Annotated in this window: 17 protein-coding genes and 1 riboswitch; of the genes, 6 read left to right on the top strand and 11 right to left on the bottom strand. The window is 60.9% G+C overall.

The genetic code is table 11. The features are described from left to right. The 3 genes from cpdA to ACQ4OE_RS02040 all read right to left on the bottom strand — a co-directional run. Positions 1–812, bottom strand: an 812-nt coding sequence (gene cpdA / locus ACQ4OE_RS02050) for a 3',5'-cyclic-AMP phosphodiesterase (protein ID WP_430945481.1), incomplete at its 3' end; no start/stop codon positions are given. Between the two features lie 99 nt (positions 813–911). Next, positions 912–1,364, bottom strand: coding sequence for a DUF1249 domain-containing protein (locus ACQ4OE_RS02045; protein WP_034151669.1), 453 nt, complete (start codon positions 1,362–1,364; stop codon positions 912–914). Beyond that, on the bottom strand, positions 1,355–1,972 hold the full coding sequence (locus tag ACQ4OE_RS02040; protein ID WP_122593835.1) for an NUDIX domain-containing protein: 618 nt from the start codon (positions 1,970–1,972) through the stop codon (positions 1,355–1,357). The genes ACQ4OE_RS02045 and ACQ4OE_RS02040 overlap by 10 nt, the downstream gene beginning before the upstream one ends. 227 nt (positions 1,973–2,199) lie before the next feature. Between ACQ4OE_RS02040 and ACQ4OE_RS02035 the strand changes: the two genes are divergently transcribed. After that, positions 2,200–2,946 carry an RsiV family protein gene (locus ACQ4OE_RS02035; protein WP_122593836.1) on the top strand — a complete coding sequence of 249 codons (747 nt, stop codon included), beginning with the start codon at positions 2,200–2,202 and terminating at the stop codon, positions 2,944–2,946. Here ACQ4OE_RS02035 and cytX read toward each other — a convergent pair. Beyond that, positions 2,915–4,207 (bottom strand): putative hydroxymethylpyrimidine transporter CytX, encoded by a 1,293-nt coding sequence (gene cytX / locus ACQ4OE_RS02030; protein WP_430945480.1) that lies wholly within the window; start codon positions 4,205–4,207, stop codon positions 2,915–2,917. The two genes, ACQ4OE_RS02035 and cytX, sit on opposite strands and share 32 nt — an antisense overlap. 145 nt (positions 4,208–4,352) lie before the next feature. Continuing rightward, a complete protein-coding gene (gene thiC / locus ACQ4OE_RS02025) occupies positions 4,353–6,245 on the bottom strand; it encodes a phosphomethylpyrimidine synthase ThiC (RefSeq protein WP_430945479.1) in 1,893 nt (630 codons plus the stop codon). Positions 6,246–6,391: 146 nt separating this feature from the next. Beyond that, positions 6,392–6,497, bottom strand: a riboswitch (TPP riboswitch). A 206-nt stretch (positions 6,498–6,703) separates the two neighbouring features. Here thiC and ACQ4OE_RS02020 point away from each other — a divergent pair. After that, complete coding sequence (locus ACQ4OE_RS02020) at positions 6,704–8,137, top strand: TolC family outer membrane protein (RefSeq protein ID WP_158959147.1); 1,434 nt, start codon at positions 6,704–6,706, stop codon at positions 8,135–8,137. A gap of 58 nt (positions 8,138–8,195) precedes the next feature. Here ACQ4OE_RS02020 and waaA read toward each other — a convergent pair whose 3' ends face one another. Beyond that, on the bottom strand, positions 8,196–9,470 hold the full coding sequence (gene waaA / locus ACQ4OE_RS02015; RefSeq protein WP_430945478.1) for a lipid IV(A) 3-deoxy-D-manno-octulosonic acid transferase: 1,275 nt from the start codon (positions 9,468–9,470) through the stop codon (positions 8,196–8,198). 11 nt (positions 9,471–9,481) lie between these two features. Then, on the bottom strand, positions 9,482–10,378 hold the full coding sequence (locus ACQ4OE_RS02010) for a LysR family transcriptional regulator (protein ID WP_430945477.1): 897 nt from the start codon (positions 10,376–10,378) through the stop codon (positions 9,482–9,484). 109 nt (positions 10,379–10,487) lie between these two features. Between ACQ4OE_RS02010 and ACQ4OE_RS02005 the strand changes: the two genes are divergently transcribed. The 4 genes from ACQ4OE_RS02005 to ACQ4OE_RS01990 all read left to right on the top strand — a co-directional run bounded on the left by ACQ4OE_RS02005 (position 10,488) and on the right by ACQ4OE_RS01990 (position 14,005). Beyond that, positions 10,488–10,820 carry a DMT family transporter gene (locus ACQ4OE_RS02005; RefSeq protein WP_016985677.1) on the top strand — a complete coding sequence of 111 codons (333 nt, stop codon included), beginning with the start codon at positions 10,488–10,490 and terminating at the stop codon, positions 10,818–10,820. Between the two features lie 203 nt (positions 10,821–11,023). Beyond that, complete coding sequence (locus tag ACQ4OE_RS02000; RefSeq protein ID WP_430945476.1) at positions 11,024–12,199, top strand: NAD(P)/FAD-dependent oxidoreductase; 1,176 nt, start codon at positions 11,024–11,026, stop codon at positions 12,197–12,199. Beyond that, positions 12,196–13,008, top strand: coding sequence for an aldo/keto reductase (locus ACQ4OE_RS01995; protein WP_430945475.1), 813 nt, complete (start codon positions 12,196–12,198; stop codon positions 13,006–13,008). Before ACQ4OE_RS02000 ends, ACQ4OE_RS01995 begins: the two co-directional genes overlap by 4 nt. 31 nt (positions 13,009–13,039) lie before the next feature. Continuing rightward, entirely contained in the window at positions 13,040–14,005 is a 966-nt protein-coding gene (locus ACQ4OE_RS01990) for a metal ABC transporter ATPase (protein ID WP_122593844.1), read from the top strand. Between the two features lie 4 nt (positions 14,006–14,009). Here the strand turns inward: ACQ4OE_RS01990 and ACQ4OE_RS01985 are convergent, their stop codons facing one another. From ACQ4OE_RS01985 to hldE, 4 genes are all read right to left on the bottom strand, one after another. Further along, the gene (locus ACQ4OE_RS01985; RefSeq protein WP_430945474.1) at positions 14,010–14,810 is read right to left on the bottom strand and encodes a hypothetical protein; all 801 of its coding nucleotides are present in this window, start codon (positions 14,808–14,810) and stop codon (positions 14,010–14,012) included. A 58-nt stretch (positions 14,811–14,868) separates the two neighbouring features. After that, the gene (locus tag ACQ4OE_RS01980; RefSeq protein WP_430945473.1) at positions 14,869–15,576 is read right to left on the bottom strand and encodes a hypothetical protein; all 708 of its coding nucleotides are present in this window, start codon (positions 15,574–15,576) and stop codon (positions 14,869–14,871) included. Continuing rightward, complete coding sequence (locus tag ACQ4OE_RS01975; RefSeq protein WP_430945472.1) at positions 15,577–16,551, bottom strand: glycosyltransferase family protein; 975 nt, start codon at positions 16,549–16,551, stop codon at positions 15,577–15,579. A gap of 117 nt (positions 16,552–16,668) precedes the next feature. After that, the gene (gene hldE, locus ACQ4OE_RS01970) at positions 16,669–18,090 is read right to left on the bottom strand and encodes a bifunctional D-glycero-beta-D-manno-heptose-7-phosphate kinase/D-glycero-beta-D-manno-heptose 1-phosphate adenylyltransferase HldE (protein ID WP_430945471.1); all 1,422 of its coding nucleotides are present in this window, start codon (positions 18,088–18,090) and stop codon (positions 16,669–16,671) included. Positions 18,091–18,117 lie beyond the last annotated feature (27 nt).

The following is an 18,117-nucleotide window of genomic DNA, read 5'->3' as shown; positions in this document are numbered from 1 at the left end:
TAGCCGTTGGAGCCGTAGTCGACGGTGAAGGCGAAATTCATGACGCGTTCGACACCGGTTTCCAACCGCCCATCCGGCAACAACCGCAACCAGCGATACCCCGGCGCCTGCTCGCCTACCTTGAAGTCTTCACTGCCCGGCTCAAACTGAATGCACGTCGACGGCGAAGCCATCAAGCGCACACCGTTACGCTCGCGATCAATCTCCTGATGCACATGCCCCCACAACACCGCGCGAGCCTGTGGAAAACGATCCAGCACCTCGAAAAACGCTTCAGGATTGCGCAAGCCAATCGGTTCCATCCACGCGCAACCGATCGACACCGGGTGATGGTGGAAGCACACCAGATGATGACGCTCCGGCGCTTCGCTCAACGAGCGCGCCAGCAGCTGCAATTGATCGTCCTGCAAATACCCCGGCACCGAGCCCGGCACCGCCGAATCGAGCAACGTCACGCGCCAATTGCCGATATCGACCACCGACTCCAGCAATGCGCTTTGCACCGCTGCCTGGGCCATGATCATCGGTTCGTCGTGATTGCCAGGAATCCAGCGCGCCGGCGCATCGATCTGCGCGCTCATCTGGCGAAACTGTTGATAGGACTCCAGCGTGCCGTCCTGGGAAATATCCCCCGTGGCCAGAATCAGGTCGATCCGCGGCTGTTGCCCCAGCACTAATTCGATGACCTTTTGCAGGCTCTCGCGGGTGTTCATGCCCAGCAGCGTGCCGTCCGCCTCGGCGAACAGATGGCTGTCGGACAACTGCACCAGCAGCGCCGCATCGGCGGTGGTCAACGTGGATACGCTCGGCAAGGCGCTCTCCCAAGGCAAAAGCACGGAATCGATCAAGTGCCGCAATTATGCTGGGGGATCAGTGAAAGAGGAAACCGGCGAACCGGACACAGTTCACAACTAACGAACGACTTCGTACTCATGCCCCAACGCCAGGCAATGACTCAGCCATTCCCCCAGGAACAGATTGAGCTGAGCCTTTTCATCCGGCTGATGCATCGCCGCATTCGGGTAAGGATAGATGCCGCGAAAGCGTCGTGCATGTTCGGCGCTGACCACTTCGGCCATGCGTGCGTCGTGATAGACCTGCACTTCCAGTTGCGGCACCGGCAGCCACGGCAGGCTGTGTTCCTGACGCACTTGCAACGTCGTGGTGTACGGGCAGGTTTGCAGCACTTCGAGGGCCAGCACACCGAGCATTTGCTCGCCCTGAGTCACGGCGATGCGCCGCGCCTCGGGCTCGTTGCGCATGTCCGGCACCAGTCGCATCAGGCGCGCGTAGTTGGCCTCGCAGGCGGCTTGCAGCCCCACGAGGTCGACTCGATAGCGATCGCGCAACTTGTTTACAACCATAACCCCCTCACTTCGGCGCGGTTCAGCGCCAGCCATTGCAAGGCGATGATGCTCGCCGCGTTGGCAATGCGTCCGTCACGGACGGCCTGCAAGGCATCTTCAAAGGCCCAGACCGTGACGCGGATATCTTCTGCCTCTTCTTCCAGGCCATGCAGGCCGCCAACGCCTTCAGTGCTGCAACGCCCCAGATACAAATGCACGAACTCGTTGCTGCCCCCCGGCGACGGGAAATATTTGGTCATCGGCCACAGGGCCTTGATGTCCAGCCCAGCTTCCTCCTGCGCCTCGCGGTGAGCAACTTCTTCCGGCTGTTCATCCTTGTCGATCAGACCAGCGACCAGTTCGACCAGCCACGGATTGTCGGTCTTGCCCATGGCGCCGATGCGAAACTGCTCGATCAGCACCACTTCGTCGCGCTGCGGATCGTACGGCAGCACACAAACGGCATCGTGGCGGACAAAGATTTCACGGTTGATTTCGCGACTCATGCCACCGGCGAACAATTCATGGCGCAGGTGCACGCGGTCGAGCTTGTAAAAGCCCTCGTAGCATTTTTCGCGCCGCACGATATCGACGGCGGTCGGAATGGCGTTGGCAAAATCAGTCATAAGCATCCTCTTTACTGCACGTCCATTACGAAGTTGCTGCGGCTGACCGGCAACCTCGACTTCGCGCCATCCTAACGCGCCCGAACGGTTTGATGCAGCCCCTTTACCGTCATCGGGATGGACGGTGACGGCGAAACCCACTCTAATTAGCTTAGTGGCGAACTGACTGCTTCGTTGAGAGTCGAAGCGGTAACTTTTTGCCTTCCCTTGCTTTCGAAAGGACGCCCATGTCGCTTTTCAAAATTGCCTCTGTGGCCACCATCGCCCTGACTCTGGGCGCGTGTGCAAGCCTGTTTCAGCCTAACTACCGCACGCCGCTGGAAACCACCCGCGATGCCTCCGAACAGCTCAAGCCTGGCTGTTCCACCCCGGATTGCCCGCTGGTGAACATCGACACCCTGCGTTTCCCGGCCGAACCTGCACTGGACGGCATCATCGAAAAACGCTTGCTGCAAATGACCCGCACCGAGAAAAACGCCCCGGTAGCGCCGACTCTGGCGGCCTATCGCGATCAGTTTTTGGCCAGCGCCGGCCCGCGCAACAGCAGCTACCTGCAAGCGAAAGTACGCGAGCAGCATGACGGCTTGGTGATCATCGAGTTGTCGAGCTACCTGGACACTGGCGGCGCGCATGGCACACCGGGTCGCGGTTTCATCAACTATTCGCGCCAGCAGCACAAGGTGCTGAACCTGTCCGACATGTTGCTGCCGGGTCAGGAAGACGCTTTCTGGAAGGCGGCGCAGGTCGCGCACAACAGCTGGTTGATCAGCACCAAGCTCGATCAGGAACCTGAGTTCGTCGCGAACTGGCCGTTCGTGAAAACCCCGAACGTGGCGCTGACCTATGGTGGCGTGATCCTCAAGTACGACGTGACCACCATTGCGCCTTACGCGCTGGGCCACGTCGAACTGAAGATTCCTTATCCGCGTCTGAACGGCATTCTCAAGCCTGAGCTGTTTCCCGGCCGTAACTGAAAGCCCGGCCCAGCACTAGCTGCAACAGCCCTGCCAGCACCAGCGCCGGCAGGGTTGCGCCGACATCCGGATACAGATTCGCCAGCAAGTGGTAGGTGCTCACGCCACCCAGCCACGCCAACAACGCCGGCCAGCGCAATGCGGCCGATGCGACCTGAGCGCTGCGCTTGCGCAGAATGAAGTGATCCACCAGCACCACGCCGAACAGCGGCGCAAACACCGAACCGATCAGCAGCAGGAAATTCTGGTACTGCGCCAACGGCGCCAGCAATGCGATCAGCGTGCAGATCACGCCGATGGCCAAGGCCAGATGCTCGACTTTCAGACGCAACAGAATCCCGCTGGAAACCGCTGCCGAGTGAATATCGGCGAAAGCGTTTTCCGATTCATCCAGCAAAATCAGCAACAGCGGGATGCCCAGACCGGCACCGGCCAGCGCCAGCAACAGCGCATTGACTTCACCGCTCGGCGCGAAGGCCAGGGTGTAAGCGACGCCAAGGCTCATCAGCCAGAAGTTGCCGATGAAGAAACCGACGGCGGTGCCACCGAAAACATTCTTCGCACGCTTGCCGAAACGCGAGTAGTCGGCGATCAGCGGCAGCCACGACAGCGGCATCGCGATGGCAATGTCGAAGCCAACGGCGAATGGCATCGAACCGTCACCGGCGCGCGACCAGAGATCGGTCAGATCGGCTTTGGCAAACAGGTTCCAGGTCAGCCAGATGCACGCGGCGAGCAGCAGCCAGATGCCCCACTTGCGCAGGATCTGCCGCACGAAAGTCAGTGGGCCGCTGACCGCCAGCAACGTCGCCAGCGCGCCGAAAAACAGGGTCCACAATATCGGGTTCGACCACAGCGAACCTTCGCTGAACGCGCGGGTGCCGAGCAGGCTGGCGGCGTCGCGCATGACGATGATTTCGAACGAGCCCCAACCGATCAGTTGCAGCAAGTTGAGCAGCGCCGGCAGGCTCGCGCCTTTGCTGCCGAGGCTGAGTTTGAGGGCAGCCATCGACGACAGACCGGTGTCGCTGCCGATCACGCCGACGGCGGCCAGCAGCAGCACGCCGACCAGCGTGCCAAGGAAAATCGCCAGCAACGAGCCGGACAGGCCCAGACCTGGCGCGAGTAATGCGCCGGTCTGCAAAACCATCAGGCCGATGCCGAGGGAGAACCACAAGGAAAACAGATCACGACCGCCGAATACACGCTTGTCGGCGGGCACGGCGAGGTCGGGAGAATAAGTGCTGGGTTGAATGCTCAAGGGTGTTATCTCAGAGGGACATTTGTTGTTGTGTGATCGTTCCCACGCTCTGCGTGGGAATGCCTCTAGGGACGCTCCGCGTCCAGTGACGCGGAGCGTCACGGGCTGCATTCCCACGCGGAGCGTGGGAACGATCAGTACGGGGTCAAACCTTTTTGTACAGCTGACTGCCTTCCTTCTTGAACCGCTCGGCCTGTTCCGCCAGGCCTTGGGCGACGTCCACGTCGACCGCTTCGATCCGCTGGTTGGCCGCGTATTCGCGGACTTCCTGAGTGATCTTCATCGAGCAGAATTTCGGCCCGCACATCGAACAGAAGTGCGCGACCTTGGCCGAATCCTTCGGCAGGGTTTCATCGTGATACGAACGGGCGGTGTCCGGATCGAGACCGAGGTTGAACTGGTCTTCCCAACGGAATTCGAAACGCGCCTTGCTCAAGGCGTTGTCGCGAATCTGTGCGCCTGGATGCCCTTTGGCCAAGTCCGCTGCGTGGGCCGCAATCTTGTAGGTGATGATCCCGGTCTTCACGTCATCTTTGTTCGGCAGACCCAAGTGTTCCTTCGGCGTCACGTAGCAAAGCATCGCGCAACCGAACCAGCCGATCATCGCCGCACCGATGCCGGAGGTGATGTGGTCATAGCCCGGCGCGATGTCGGTGGTCAGCGGGCCGAGGGTGTAGAACGGCGCCTCGTCGCAGCACTCCAGCTGCTTGTCCATGTTCTCTTTGATCAACTGCATCGGCACGTGGCCCGGGCCTTCGATCATCGTTTGCACGTCGTGCTTCCAGGCGATCTTGGTCAACTCGCCGAGGGTTTCCAGTTCGCCAAATTGGGCGGCATCGTTGGCGTCGGCAATCGAACCCGGACGCAAGCCATCACCCAGCGAGAAGCTGACGTCATAGGCTTTCATGATTTCGCAGATTTCTTCGAAATGCGTGTAGGCGAAGTTTTCCTTGTGATGCGCCAGGCACCACTTGGCCATGATCGAACCGCCACGGGAAACGATACCGGTCACGCGCTTGGCGGTCAGCGGCACGTAGCGCAGCAACACGCCGGCGTGAATAGTGAAGTAGTCGACGCCCTGCTCGGCCTGTTCGATCAGCGTGTCGCGGAACAGCTCCCAGGTCAGGTCTTCGGCCGCGCCGCCGACTTTTTCCAGCGCCTGATAGATCGGCACCGTGCCGATCGGCACTGGCGAGTTGCGGATGATCCACTCGCGGGTTTCGTGAATGTGCTTGCCGGTGGACAAGTCCATGATGTTGTCCGCGCCCCAGCGAATACCCCAGGTCAGCTTCGCCACTTCTTCTTCGATGGACGAACCCAAAGCACTGTTGCCGATGTTGCCGTTGATCTTCACCAGGAAGTTACGGCCGATGATCATCGGTTCCAGTTCGGTGTGGTTGATGTTGGCCGGAATGATTGCGCGGCCACGGGCGATCTCTTCACGGACAAACTCGGGGGTGATGATTTTCGGCACGCTGGCGCCGAAGCTGTGGCCCGGGTGTTGCTGATCCAGCAAGCCGGCGGCGCGAGCCACTTCCAGCTTCATGTTTTCGCGGATGGCGACGAATTCCATCTCGGGCGTGATGATGCCCTGACGCGCGTAGTGCATCTGCGTGACATTGCCACCGGCCTTGGCGCGGCGCGGATTGTTGACGTGGGCAAAGCGCAGCTTGGTCAGTTCCGGATCGGCGAGGCGCTCGCGGCCGAAATTGGAACTCAGTCCCGTCAGACGCTCGGTGTCGCCACGGTCGTCGATCCACGCCGAACGCACATCGGCCAGGCCTTTGCGCACATCGATTACTACGTTCGGATCGGTGTACGGGCCAGAGGTGTCGTAGACAGTGACCGGCGCGTTGATTTCGCCGCCGAAGTCGGTCGGCGTCACGTCGAGGGTGATTTCGCGCATCGGCACGAGGATGTCCGGGCGAGAGCCCTGAACGTAGACTTTTTGCGAACGGGTGAACGGCTTGACCGATTGCTCATCGACCTTGGCCGAGTCACTCAGGTTGATCGCGTTTTTTGATTTTGTAGTAGTCATCACGGGCTCTCCAGACAGCATCCAGGCAGTGGATTGTCGGAGCAGAACCTGAAAGGCACGGACGCACCAGGACTGGTGCTGTGCATCGTCGTCGAGCGTTCGATTGTCGAACAATTTCCCGGACGAAGCACAAGAGGACTCGCCGGGTGACGAGAAATCTTGTTCCCTACGCAGGCGCTAACCTGATCAGGTTCAACGGGATCCGAAATTATTCGATCTCAGCCTCATAGCAAGGCACCCCGACAAGAACCCGGCCAGTCTAGACACAACTGGCAAAGAACGCCAACACCGCAGCAATCACCATGATGAATGGCGCAAATACAGGGGCTTGGCCGATTGTTGTGAACCGATTGCGCAACTACACTCGCTTTGCCCTGCCGCGCCTTGACGCTGCAGGGCCTGCGCCGTACCTTTGGCGCCCAGATTACTTCCATAATATTAATGCTAGGGATCGCCTCATGCTGCGCAAACTCTCACTGGCTCTGGCCGTGTCTTGTGCGTCCAACGCAATGGCCTGGGCAGCAGAAGCGCCCTTGTCGACCAAAACCGATCTGGTCAGCGTCTATCAGGAAGCGGTCGACAACAACGCCGATCTGGCCGCCGCCCGCGCCCAGTACGGCGCGCAGAAAGAAGTGGTGCCACAGGCCCGCGCCGGCTTGCTGCCGAACCTGTCCGGCGGCGCCGAAACCGCCAACGTGCGCACCTCGATCGATCAGCCCTCGGCCATCGCCAATCGCAGCGCTCACTCGTATCAGGCGACCCTTGCGCAACCGTTGTTCCGTGCCGATCGCTGGTTCCAGTACCAGGCGGCCAAGGACGTCAACGAGCAAGCCGCGCTGCAACTGTCGGCGACCGAGCAGAATCTGATCCTGCAATCGGCCGAAAGCTATTTCAACGTGCTGCGCAGCCAGGACAACCTGGCCTCGACCAAGGCTGAAGAGGCCGCGTTCAAGCGCCAGCTCGACCAGTCCAATGAGCGTTTCGATGTGGGCCTGTCGGACAAGACCGACGTGCTGCAATCACAAGCCAGTTACGACACCGCACGGGCCAACCGCATCGTGGCGCAGCGTCAGGTCGATGACGCATTCGAAGCGCTGATCACCCTGACCAACCGTCAGTACAACTCGATTCAGGGCATCGTCCACTCGCTGCCGATCCTGCCACCGGCGCCGAACGATGCTAAGTCGTGGGTCGATACGGCGGCGCGACAGAACCTGAATCTGCTGGCCAGCAATTACGCCGTCAGCTCGGCCGAAGAGACGTTGAAGCAGCGCAAGGCCGGCCACTTGCCGACCCTTGATGCCGTGGCCAAATACGAAAAAGGTGATAACGACGCCCTCGGTTTCGGCAACCCGAACTCGTTCGGCGCGCCTTACGGTGGCAACGTCGAACAGACCACTGTGGGCCTGCAATTGAGCGTGCCGATTTACAGCGGCGGCCTGACCAGCTCACAAGTGCGTCAGTCGTATGCGCAACTGGATCAGAGCGAGCAGCAACGTGAATCCCTGCGTCGGCAGATCGTCGAGAACACCCGCAACCTGCACCGCGCGGTGAACACCGACGTCGAGCAGGTGCAGGCGCGCAAGCAGTCGATCATTTCCAACCAGAGCGCGGTGGAAGCCACGGAAATCGGTTATCAGGTCGGTACGCGCAATATCGTTGACGTGCTCGATGCGCAGCGTCAGCTGTACACCTCAGTGCGCAACTACAACAACACGCGGTATGACTACATTCTCGACAACCTGCGCTTGAAGCAGGCGGCGGGGACGTTGAATCCGGGGGATCTGGAAGACCTGCGGCGTTATCTGAAAGCCGACTACAACCCGGACAAGGATTTCCTCCCGCCGGATCTGGCCAAGGCTGCCGAGGCGCAGCTCAAGGCCCGGCCTTAAACCTTAAAAGCAAAAGATCGTCCGAAGGCTCGGGCCGCGATCGGACGATCTTTTTGCTTTATTTGATCAGTCGGCCCAAACCGTCCAGCAATCGCTGCAACGCGCCCTGATTACGGCGCATCACCGCCAGCCCGGCCTCGGCCATGCGCTGCGCATCGCGCGGTAGCTCGAACAGGCGCTGCACTTCCACTGCCAGCCCTTCGGCATCATCCACCTCCGCCAACGCCCCGGCCTCGCGCAACTGCGCGGCGATGTCGAGGAAGTTGAACAGGTGCGGGCCGCAGATCACCGGTTTCGCCAGCGCGGCCGGCTCCAGCAGATTGTGCCCGCCGTTCGGCACCAGACTGCCGCCGACAAACGCGCTGTCGGCCAAGGCGTACAGAAACAGCAATTCGCCCATGGTGTCGCCGAGCAGCACAGACGTCTGCGCATCGACATTCGCGCCGGTCGAACGACGCACCGTGGCGAAGCCTTCGCGCTGGCACAGTTCGAACACCGAGTTGAACCGCTCCGGATGACGCGGCACCAGAATCAACAAGGCATCCGGGTGATTGGCCAGCAAGCGGCGATGGGCGCTGAGCACCACTTCATCTTCACCTTCGTGGGTGCTGGCGGCGATCCACACCGGGCGCTCCTGCGCTTGCCACTGACCACGCAACTCGGCGGCGCGTTGCAGCAGTTGCGGGTCGATGGTCAGGTCGAATTTGATCGAACCGGTGACCTCGACCGTTTCCGGTCGCGCACCGAGATCGCGGAAGCGCTGGGCTTCGGCTTCGGTCTGCACGGCAAACAGGCTCATCTCGGCGAGCATCGGCGCGGTGAGTTTGCGCAAGCGCCCGTAGCCGCGCGCCGAACGCTCGGACAAACGCCCGTTGGCCAACGCCACCGGAATGCCGCGTTTGGCGCACTGATGAATGTGATTGGGCCACAACTCGGTTTCCATGATCACCGCGAGCTTCGGTTTGGCGCGATCGAGAAAGCGCGCCGCCGCACATGGCAAGTCATACGGCAGATAGCAATGCTGGATGCGCGGCTCGTTGGCGAACAACGCCTGAATCCGCTCCGAACCGGTGGGTGTCATGCAGGTCACGGTGATCGGCAGCTGTGGATAACGTTGCAGCAAGGCGCGAATCATCGGCGCCGCCGCAATGCTTTCGCCCACTGACACCGCGTGCACCCAGATACCACCGGGTTGCAGCGTCGGCATGCCGCAGGAGAAACGTTCGCCTATGCGCTTGGCATACGCCGGCGCCTTGCGCGCCCGCAGCCACAGCCGAATCGCCACCAGTGGCAGCCCCAGGTAAAACAGCGCGGTGTACAGAGTTCTATTCATGGCGGCGGAGTTTATCGGCTTTTGTCGCCGATCGCCCGCAAGTGCACGGCAAAACGTTCGGCCAGCCACCTCGCTGCCGGGCCGAGCGGTTCGTCGCGGCGCCAGACCAGTTCCACCACCAAGGCCGGCGGTGTCCATTCACTGTCGAGTTCGACCATCAGGCCCTGGTAGGCCGAATACTGCACGACGTGCCTTGGCAGCCACGCCCAGCCGAGATCGCGCACCAGCCATTCGGCCATCACATAGAAGCTGTCGGCGCGCCACACTTGCGGGCTGGCCGGCTCGTTGCCGGGATAGACACTGGTTTGCGTCGACATCAGCAGTTGCCGATGTTGCGCCAGTTGCTCGCAGGTGACGTAGGACTGTTTCGCCAGCGGATGGTGGATGCCGCAGACCGTGACCATTTCCACGCTACCAAGCACGCGCCGCTCCAGGGCCTCGGGGATTTCATCGTGATAGAACAACAGCCCAAGGTCGGCGCGGCGCTCCACCAGTTTGCGCGCGACTTCGCCTTGGGCGGCGCTGGTCAGTTGTAATTCGAGGCTGGGGAATTGCTCGGCCAGGGCGCCGAAACTTTCCACCAGCGCCTGATAGGGCATCGCTTCGTCCTGCGCCACGCGCAGTTGCGCTTCCTGGCCGCGCATCATCGCCATCGCCCGACCGTTGAGGCGCTCGCATTGGCGCAAGACTTCCCGCGCCTCTTCCAACAGCGCCTCCCCCGCTTCGGTGAGCGCGGGCTGACGACCGCTGCTACGCTCGAACAGGCTGACGCCCAGATCATCCTCAAGCATCGCAATCGCAGTGCTGATCGCCGACTGCGCCTTGCGCTGCTGGCGCGCCACGGCGGAAAACGAACGCTGGTCGGCAACGCCAACGAACAGCCGAAGTTGCTCAAGGTTCCACTGCATGCTGGCTCACCAACCCATCTTCAAATCAGATAGGTAATGACTTTACCCCATCTGAACTATCTCTAGAATGCCGCCTCAGAAAGCAACGTATTACTTGAGGGTTTGAACCATGAACGCCTATGCCTACCTGGCCATTGCCATCTGCGCCGAAGTGATCGCCACCGTGTCGATGAAAGCCGTCAAAGGTTTCAGCACGCCGCTGCCGCTGGTGCTGGTCATCGTCGGATATGCGATTGCGTTCTGGATGCTGACGCTGGTGGTGAGAACCGTGCCGGTAGGTGTCGCCTACGCCGTGTGGGCCGGCATGGGGATCGTGATGGTCAGCGTCGCGGCGCTGTTCATTTACGGGCAGAAACTGGATATCCCGGCGATGCTGGGGATGGCGTTGATTGTGCTGGGCGTCGTCGTCATCCAGCTGTTCTCGAAAACCGCCGGCCACTGATCTGAAGTAACGCAATTACCCCCTGCGGGAGCGAGCCTGCTCGCGAATGCGATATGTCATTCAACATATATGTCGTCTGATAGACCGCTATCGCGAGCAGGCTCACTCCTACAGGTTTGTGCTAGCCCTGTTGATCATCGACAAATCCCCCTCTTTCCCGAGTCTGTATACTGCGCCCTCGTCTTGAACACTGAGGTCGCTGCATGCCATCCGTTATTTCCACCGACGTTCTAATTGTCGGCGCTGGTGTCGCCGGCCTCTGGCTGAATGCGCGCCTGCGCCGCCAGGGTTTTTCGACCGTGCTGGTGGAAAGCGCCAGCCTCGGCGGCGGGCAGACCGTGAAATCCCAGGGCATCATCCACGGCGGCGCCAAATACGCGCTGCACGGTGCCTTGACCGGTGCTTCGGAAGCCATCGCCGACATGCCGCGCCGCTGGCGTGAAGCGCTGGCTGGCGACGGCGAACTGGACCTGTCCGGCGTGCGCCTGCTGTCCGAAGCCCACTATCTGTGGTCGCCGGGCACGCTGGCCGGCAACCTCACGAGTTTCTTCGCCAGTAAAGCGGTGCGTGGCCGGGTTGATCAGGTCAAAGGCGAGCAATTGCCGCCAGCGCTGCAAGACAAGCGCTTCAAGGGCAAGGTCTACCGCCTCGCCGAACTGGTGGTGGATGTGCCTAGCCTGGTCCAGCGCCTCGCGAAACTGGCCGGTGACGGTTTGCTTGCCGGCCAAGTGATCGAACCGCTGCTGGAAGCCGGTGTGCTGGTCGGCCTCAAGGTCGATGGCCGCGAGATTCGCGCGCAGCGCATCGTGCTCAGTGCCGGCGCCGGGACCGCCGAGCTGCTCGAAGCCCTGGGCCTCAGCCGCCCGGCCATGCAACGCCGCCCACTGCACATGATCATCGCCAAAGGCCCGGGCCTGAAGCCGCTGTACGCGCACTGCCTGGGCGGCGGCACCAAACCGCGTATCACCGTGACCACGCACCCGGCGGCGGATGGCAACTGGGTCTGGTACATGGGCGGTGACATCGCCGAAAGCGAAGGCGTTCATCGCGAGCCTGCCGAGCAAATCGCCACCGCGCAAAAGGAAATCGCCCAGTTGTTGCCGTGGATCGACCTCAGCACCACGCAATGGGCGACCCTGCGCGTGGATCGCGCCGAACCGCTGCAAACCGGCCTGACCCGCCCGGACCACGCCTTCCTCGCCGAAGAAGGTCGCCTGCTGGTGGGTTGGCCGACGAAACTGGCGCTGGCGCCAGACTTCGCCGATCGGGTGATCGCCTCTCTGCAACGCGATGGCATCCAGCCGCACGCCAACGAACCGTTGCCGACCCTGCCGAAACCACCGCTGGGTGTTCCAGCCTGGGAGCAACTGCTGCCATGAGCATCGCCAACCTGCATGACTTGCATCGTCCGCTGGGCAGCACTGGCCTCACGGTTTCGCCATTGGGCTTGGGCACGGTGAAACTGGGCCGCGACCAAGGCGTGAAATACCCCAACGGTTTCCAGATTCCCGGTGATGAGGAAGCGCGGATGCTGCTGCGGCAGGCGCGCGAACTGGGCATCAACCTGATCGACACTGCCCCGGCTTACGGTCGCAGCGAAGAACGCCTTGGCCCACTGTTGCGCGGCCAGCGTCAGGACTGGGTCATCGTCAGCAAGGTCGGCGAAGAGTTTGCTGATGGCTTGTCGCATCACGACTTCAGCGCGGCGCACACGCGGATGTCGGTTGAACGCAGCCTGAAACGTCTGGAAACGGATTTCATCGATCTGGTTTTGGTGCATTCCGACGGTAACGACATGGCGATTCTTGAGTACGAAGAGGTCTACGCCACCCTTGCGGCGCTCAAGGCCGAAGGCAAGATTCGTGGCTTCGGCTTCTCCGGCAAAACAGTCGAAGGTGGCCTAAGAGCACTGGAGCAAGGGGACTGCGCGATGGTCACCTACAATCTGAACGAACAAAACGAGAAAGCGGTCATTGACTATGCTGCTGCCCATGGCAAAGCCATTCTGGTGAAAAAAGCCTTGGCCAGCGGTCATGTTTGTTTGAGTCCGGGTGTGGATCCGGTGCGCGCCAGTTTCGAATTGCTGTTCGCGCAGCCTGGCGTTGCCAGTGCTATTGTCGGCACGATCAATCCGCTGCACCTCGCCCACAACGTTGCGACCGTTGCCCAGGTCCTACGTGGTCACTGACGCCGCCTCGCGGCCTTAAGCAGGAGCTGGTATGCCGCGCACGCTCATCAGAAAGAATCCGAGCAACTTCAAGACCCTGCCGCTATTCGTCGAAGCCACGCCCGAGGGCCTGACCTATCAGAGCGTTGGCATGCCGCTGAACTTCACCCAGACCCTGCAACGGCGCAAACCGGTCAGCGTCGCGGACGCCGAACGCTTTGCATTGGAGTTGGCCAACCTTGGGGTTTCGGTGCGCCTGACCCTGCACTGGCAGAATCGCGATTACTGGGTACTGGTCCGCCAGCGCCGGCAGGATCGCGGCGACGTGGTGCTCAAGCTGATTTCCGGTTACGTGCCGGCCCACGAATTGAACATTCCCCTGCACACAGCCATTCAGGAAATTGCCGAAGAGTGTCTGATGGAAACCCCGGAAGGCTGGCTCGGCGGACGCTTCAATGACACCTGGCTGCCGGCGCCCTATGCGACAGCCCTGCATTATCGCGAGGCCCTGCCCTTTCGCCTGACGCCCTTGTCCGGTTCAGCGCGCCCGGTGCGCTGCGCCAATCTGCAACTGCAGGAACGCCCTCGGGCTTACGTGCATTTGCCCACCGCCTCGCTGCAATTGATTTACGACCTGCGACTGGAAGTGCCCAAGGAGGCGAAATCCTTGAGTCTGTTTCATGTCGATGAGCGTCTGGAGGGGGATCAACTGGTGGCGCGGCTGGATCGCAAGCGACCGGATTTGTACCTGATGCCGCTCAAGGATGGCGCGCCAGTGGCGGAACTCTATACGCTCAAACGCGACAAGCTCCTGCCCGCCAGCACGCGAGGCCTGTATCTGGCCGAAAGCTTTGCCACCCAGACCGGCTGGACCGTTCGGGAGGAGCGCATACGCTGGAAGGACTGGGTGACGCAGCAAGGGCTGCAACCGGCGAAGGCGCCGCGCCCGGGACTCAAACAATTGAGTATCAAGGCATTGCAACTGGTCGGTCTGGGCAAAGGCCGAACCAGCAAATAGCCGGTTAGCGCCGGCGGTCCATCCACGTGCGTAACGTGGCGAAGAGATGGAAGTAGCGGTTTTCGCGCTTGCCCATGCCGCGCTTGGGCGAAAACGACTCTTCGGCAAAGGCACCGTTGATACGCACTCGGGACGCCTGAGTCGGCAGCGTGCAAATCTTCGCCTCGACCTGTTGCAGCGCATATTTGAGCAGGCGTTCGGAATGCAGCTTGCGGCCCGTCGCCGAGCAAAAATCGAAAATGCGCTCGATGCGTTTGCCGTAGGCCACATAGGTATCGCGACCGCACACGGCAAACCGGTCATTCAATCCGCCCCACCACTGCCAGTCCGGAATATACGCATGGTGACGCCGCGCCTGCGCATGCTCGAATACATAGCCGGGAAGCGCGGTGTGGAAGAAGTTATCCGGCCGCACGAACACGACGAAATCCGGCGCGAAGGATTCGATCATCGTCGTCACGGTGTACAACGAATTGAGCTGATAAATCAGATTGCGCAACGAGGCATAGTCGTCGGCCCAGGTGTCCCCCTGCGCCTTGACCCGCTCGAAATCCCAACGTTCCAGCACACCGTCAGTCGAGGTCAGGGAGCCGGTCATGGATTCGAAGGGCTGGTAATTGTCAGCCTTCAGTTCGCCTTTTTCACCGGAGCGCGTGTTCTGCACTTCACCGACCTGATACAGGTGATAAAAGCACCGTACGTCGCTACCCGCCGGTAGCTGTGCGAGGACATTTTGCTCGATGGAAGGGAAACAGATCTGGGAGTTTCTCGGGATACCGAAAAAAGCCACTGCGATTTTCAACACTCACCAGCACCTTTTGAAAGTGGTTCGGCACCGCTTGTAAACGGAAGGTCGGCGCCGGTCATTTTTGGCGAAACAGTTTTTGCCACCAGCGCTTCGGCTGCAGCGGCACGACGATAACGGTGGAGTTCTGCAGCCATGCCCGCTCATAGTCCCAGGCGTGTCCACTCCACAGCTTCCCGGCTTCGTTGGAAAACCCGAGGGTCAGCAACTGATAGGTGTAACCCGCGTGATCGCGCAGCCAGTCGAGCAACACGAGGGTGTTGAACCCGGTGGAGGGACCGACATAGCGCTTGCCTCCTGGCCGGTCGACCGGGTAATTCCACAGCGGCGGCAACGGGATGCGATCCCAATACATAGCCACCTGCGGCAACGGGCACATCGGGGCCGCGCAGCCGACCAGCATGCTGAAGCAGCGGCTCTGCGCCTGATCGATCAGGCGTTGTACGTCCGGCCCGTAAGGCAGACCGAAAAAGTAGGCATCCGGCGCGTTGTAGCCATGGACGAAGAGATTGACGCTTCGCGCAGAGAGGAGCGCAGCCTTGATGCAATGATTGAAGCTGACGACAACGTCATCGGCGCCCAGATCAAGTGCTTGCAAGTCGGCCGCCGTGATCGCGGGATTGTTGGCCACCAGTACAACACGCGTGGCTCGACTCAGGCATTCGCGCAACGCCACGGGCAGCGCCTGCAGCACTGACTGGTCACCACCGGGCAGCGCATCCAGCGCCATGTACTCACCCGGCGGCGACGCATCATGCTGTTTCATTCAGACCGGCACCTGCATCCCGTAGCGCAATTTGACCCAGAACCGCGTGAACGCCGACGGCGGCTGCCATGGGCGCATTTCGCGCTGGATCTCCGCCGCCAGATCCTGGCCAACGCGGGAGAAACAATAACGACTCTGCGCAAAGGCCTGCCCGTTACTGGCGATACGTTGCGCCAGCTCGGGGTCGCTCTGCAGCAAATTGATCTTCTCCACCGCCTCGTCTTCGCTGCGATAAAACACCGTGTTGTGCATATCCTCGAAGCCGAGCAGTTGATCTTCTTCGCCCTGGCTCCAGGCCAGCAGCACGCAACCGCAGGCCATCGCTTCGAAATTCTTGATCATGAACTCGTTCATGCCGATATCGGCACTGACGAAAATCTTGATGCGGTTGAGCGTTTCCAGGTATTCGGTGCCCGAACGGGTGCGGGTCACCAGCATATCGGTACGCCGTGCCAGCGATTCCAGCAAGGCCTTGCGTTGGGCGTACTCGGTGCTTTTCAGGCTGCCGAGGAAGCCGACGGGAATGTCTCGTTCGACGCCGGTATTGTGCAGCATCTGCTCGTCATAGCCCTTGGACACGAATACCGCATCTATGCCCTCGTCGTGCATGCGTCGCGCGACAACCGCGCCGGATATCAAGGCGCGACTGCTTGGCAGACGCTTGTAGAGACGCGAGTACACATTGCGGTACTTACTGGTCGGCATGTAGTTCTGGTAGGCGTCGTGCTCGAGAAAGATCAACCCGGGAATGCACTTGAGCACCCGCACCTGGCGAACCAGACGCTTGACCCGGGAGAAAATCACCACACGGTCGAAGGTCTGGTAATCGACGGACGTCAGGAAGGGTCCCAGGTTCATCTGTTGATGCTTGCTCAAACGATAGATGACGCACTCATCGCAGCTCTGCTGCACGATGTCGTAGAGCCGGTCAAGAATGACCCGCTGCTCGTTCATCACCAGGAGCATGACTTTCATAGGGTAAGGTCCGTGCAACGTAAGCAGGCAAGCGCACCGAACTCAAACCTGCCGACTTCGGGACCCCCAAGGCAAAATCCGTTCGCACGCAACGCATAACAGTAAAATATCATCTGATCATCGACTACGGATTTTCTCGACAATCGCGGTTGTCGAGCTGTTTTCCACTAGTCCAAGCACCTTAACGGTGCCGCCATAGGCCGTCACGATGTCCGCGCCGACAACCTGATCAATACCATAGTCGCCGCCCTTGACCAGTACGTCCGGCTTGACCTCTCGCAACAGGTTTTCCGGAGTGCCCTCCGGGAAGCTGATGACCCAGTCTACCGCGCCCAGTCCAGCCAGAACGGCCATGCGCCGGTCTACGCTGTTGATCGGCCGACCCGGCCCCTTCAGACGACTGACCGATGCATCATCATTGACGGCAACGATCAAACGATCACCCTGCGCCCGCGCCTGTTCCAGATAGGTCACATGCCCGGCGTGGAGAATGTCGAAGCAACCGTTAGTGAAGACGATCCGCTCGTTGTGCGCACGGGCATCGGCCACCGCCAGCAGCAGTTGCTCCAGACCGAGCACACCGCGTTCGGAACCCTCTTCGCGCTGAATGGCACGACGCAGCTCCGGCGCGCTGATTGCGGCGGTACCCAGCTTGCCGACGACAATGCCCGCCGCCAGGTTGGCCAGCGCCACCGCGTGCGGCAGTTCTTCGCCCGCGGCGATCGCCGCCGCCAGCGTGGAAATCACCGTATCACCGGCACCGGTCACATCGAAGACTTCACGGGCACGCGCCGGCAGGTGCAGCGCCGGATGATCGGGACGCAGCAGGGTCATGCCGTGTTCACCACGGGTCACCAACAAGGCACCGAGTGCGAGGTCGTGCATCAGCGTCGCGCCCTTGCTCACCAGCTCGTGCTCGTCGACGCAACCGCCAACGATGGCTTCGAACTCGCTGAGGTTAGGAGTGATCAGGCTCGCGCCACGGTAGATCGAGAAGTCCTTGCCCTTGGGGTCGGCCAGCACCGGAATGCCTTTGGCCCGAGCCGCCTGGATCAGCGCCTGATGGTTTTTCAGAGCACCTTTGCCGTAGTCCGACAGCACCAGCACCTTGATGCCTTCCAGCAATTCGTCGACCTGCGCGCCAAGCGCCAATGCGTCGGTCGCGAACGGTTCTTCAAAGTCGATACGCAGCAACTGCTGGTGCCGACTCATGACCCGCAACTTGACGATGGTGGGTTGATGCGCGATGCGCTGGAACAAGGCTCGAACGCCGGCGCCCTTGAGACTGTTGCTCAGGCTGTCGGCAGCTTCGTCATCACCGGTCACACCGACCAGCGATGCCGGCGCACCCAGCGCGGCAATGTTCAAGGCAACGTTGGCAGCGCCACCCGGACGATCTTCGATTTGCTCGACTTTAACGACCGGAACCGGCGCCTCAGGGGAAATCCGTGAGGTACCACCATGCCAGTAACGGTCGAGCATGACATCGCCGACCACCAAGACAGGGGCTTGATCGAATCGCGGCATGGACAACTTCATGGAGCAACCCACATACAAAATGAACAG

Source organism: Pseudomonas sp. WC2, assembly GCF_050586545.1.
Classification (GTDB): Bacteria; Pseudomonadota; Gammaproteobacteria; order Pseudomonadales; family Pseudomonadaceae; genus Aquipseudomonas.
The sequence above is the reverse complement of the archived record's forward strand: the minus strand, read 5'-3'. Positions and strand labels throughout refer to the sequence as shown.

Excerpts from the sequence above, each read along its gene's own strand:
- ACQ4OE_RS02040 (WP_122593835.1), bottom strand. The coding sequence starts at position 1,972 with ATGACTGATTTTGCCAACGCCATTCCGACCGCCGTCGATATCGTGCGG.
- ACQ4OE_RS02045 (WP_034151669.1), bottom strand. The coding sequence starts at position 1,364 with ATGGTTGTAAACAAGTTGCGCGATCGCTATCGAGTCGACCTCGTGGGG.
- ACQ4OE_RS02010 (WP_430945477.1), bottom strand. The coding sequence starts at position 10,378 with ATGCAGTGGAACCTTGAGCAACTTCGGCTGTTCGTTGGCGTTGCCGAC.
- ACQ4OE_RS02005 (WP_016985677.1), top strand. The coding sequence starts at position 10,488 with ATGAACGCCTATGCCTACCTGGCCATTGCCATCTGCGCCGAAGTGATC.
- ACQ4OE_RS02020 (WP_158959147.1), top strand. The coding sequence starts at position 6,704 with ATGCTGCGCAAACTCTCACTGGCTCTGGCCGTGTCTTGTGCGTCCAAC.
- thiC (WP_430945479.1), bottom strand. The coding sequence starts at position 6,245 with ATGACTACTACAAAATCAAAAAACGCGATCAACCTGAGTGACTCGGCC.
- ACQ4OE_RS01995 (WP_430945475.1), top strand. The coding sequence starts at position 12,196 with ATGAGCATCGCCAACCTGCATGACTTGCATCGTCCGCTGGGCAGCACT.
- waaA (WP_430945478.1), bottom strand. The coding sequence starts at position 9,470 with ATGAATAGAACTCTGTACACCGCGCTGTTTTACCTGGGGCTGCCACTG.
- ACQ4OE_RS01980 (WP_430945473.1), bottom strand. The coding sequence starts at position 15,576 with ATGAAACAGCATGATGCGTCGCCGCCGGGTGAGTACATGGCGCTGGAT.
- ACQ4OE_RS01990 (WP_122593844.1), top strand. The coding sequence starts at position 13,040 with ATGCCGCGCACGCTCATCAGAAAGAATCCGAGCAACTTCAAGACCCTG.
- hldE (WP_430945471.1), bottom strand. The coding sequence starts at position 18,090 with ATGAAGTTGTCCATGCCGCGATTCGATCAAGCCCCTGTCTTGGTGGTC.
- ACQ4OE_RS02000 (WP_430945476.1), top strand. The coding sequence starts at position 11,024 with ATGCCATCCGTTATTTCCACCGACGTTCTAATTGTCGGCGCTGGTGTC.
- ACQ4OE_RS02035 (WP_122593836.1), top strand. The coding sequence starts at position 2,200 with ATGTCGCTTTTCAAAATTGCCTCTGTGGCCACCATCGCCCTGACTCTG.
- ACQ4OE_RS01975 (WP_430945472.1), bottom strand. The coding sequence starts at position 16,551 with ATGAAAGTCATGCTCCTGGTGATGAACGAGCAGCGGGTCATTCTTGAC.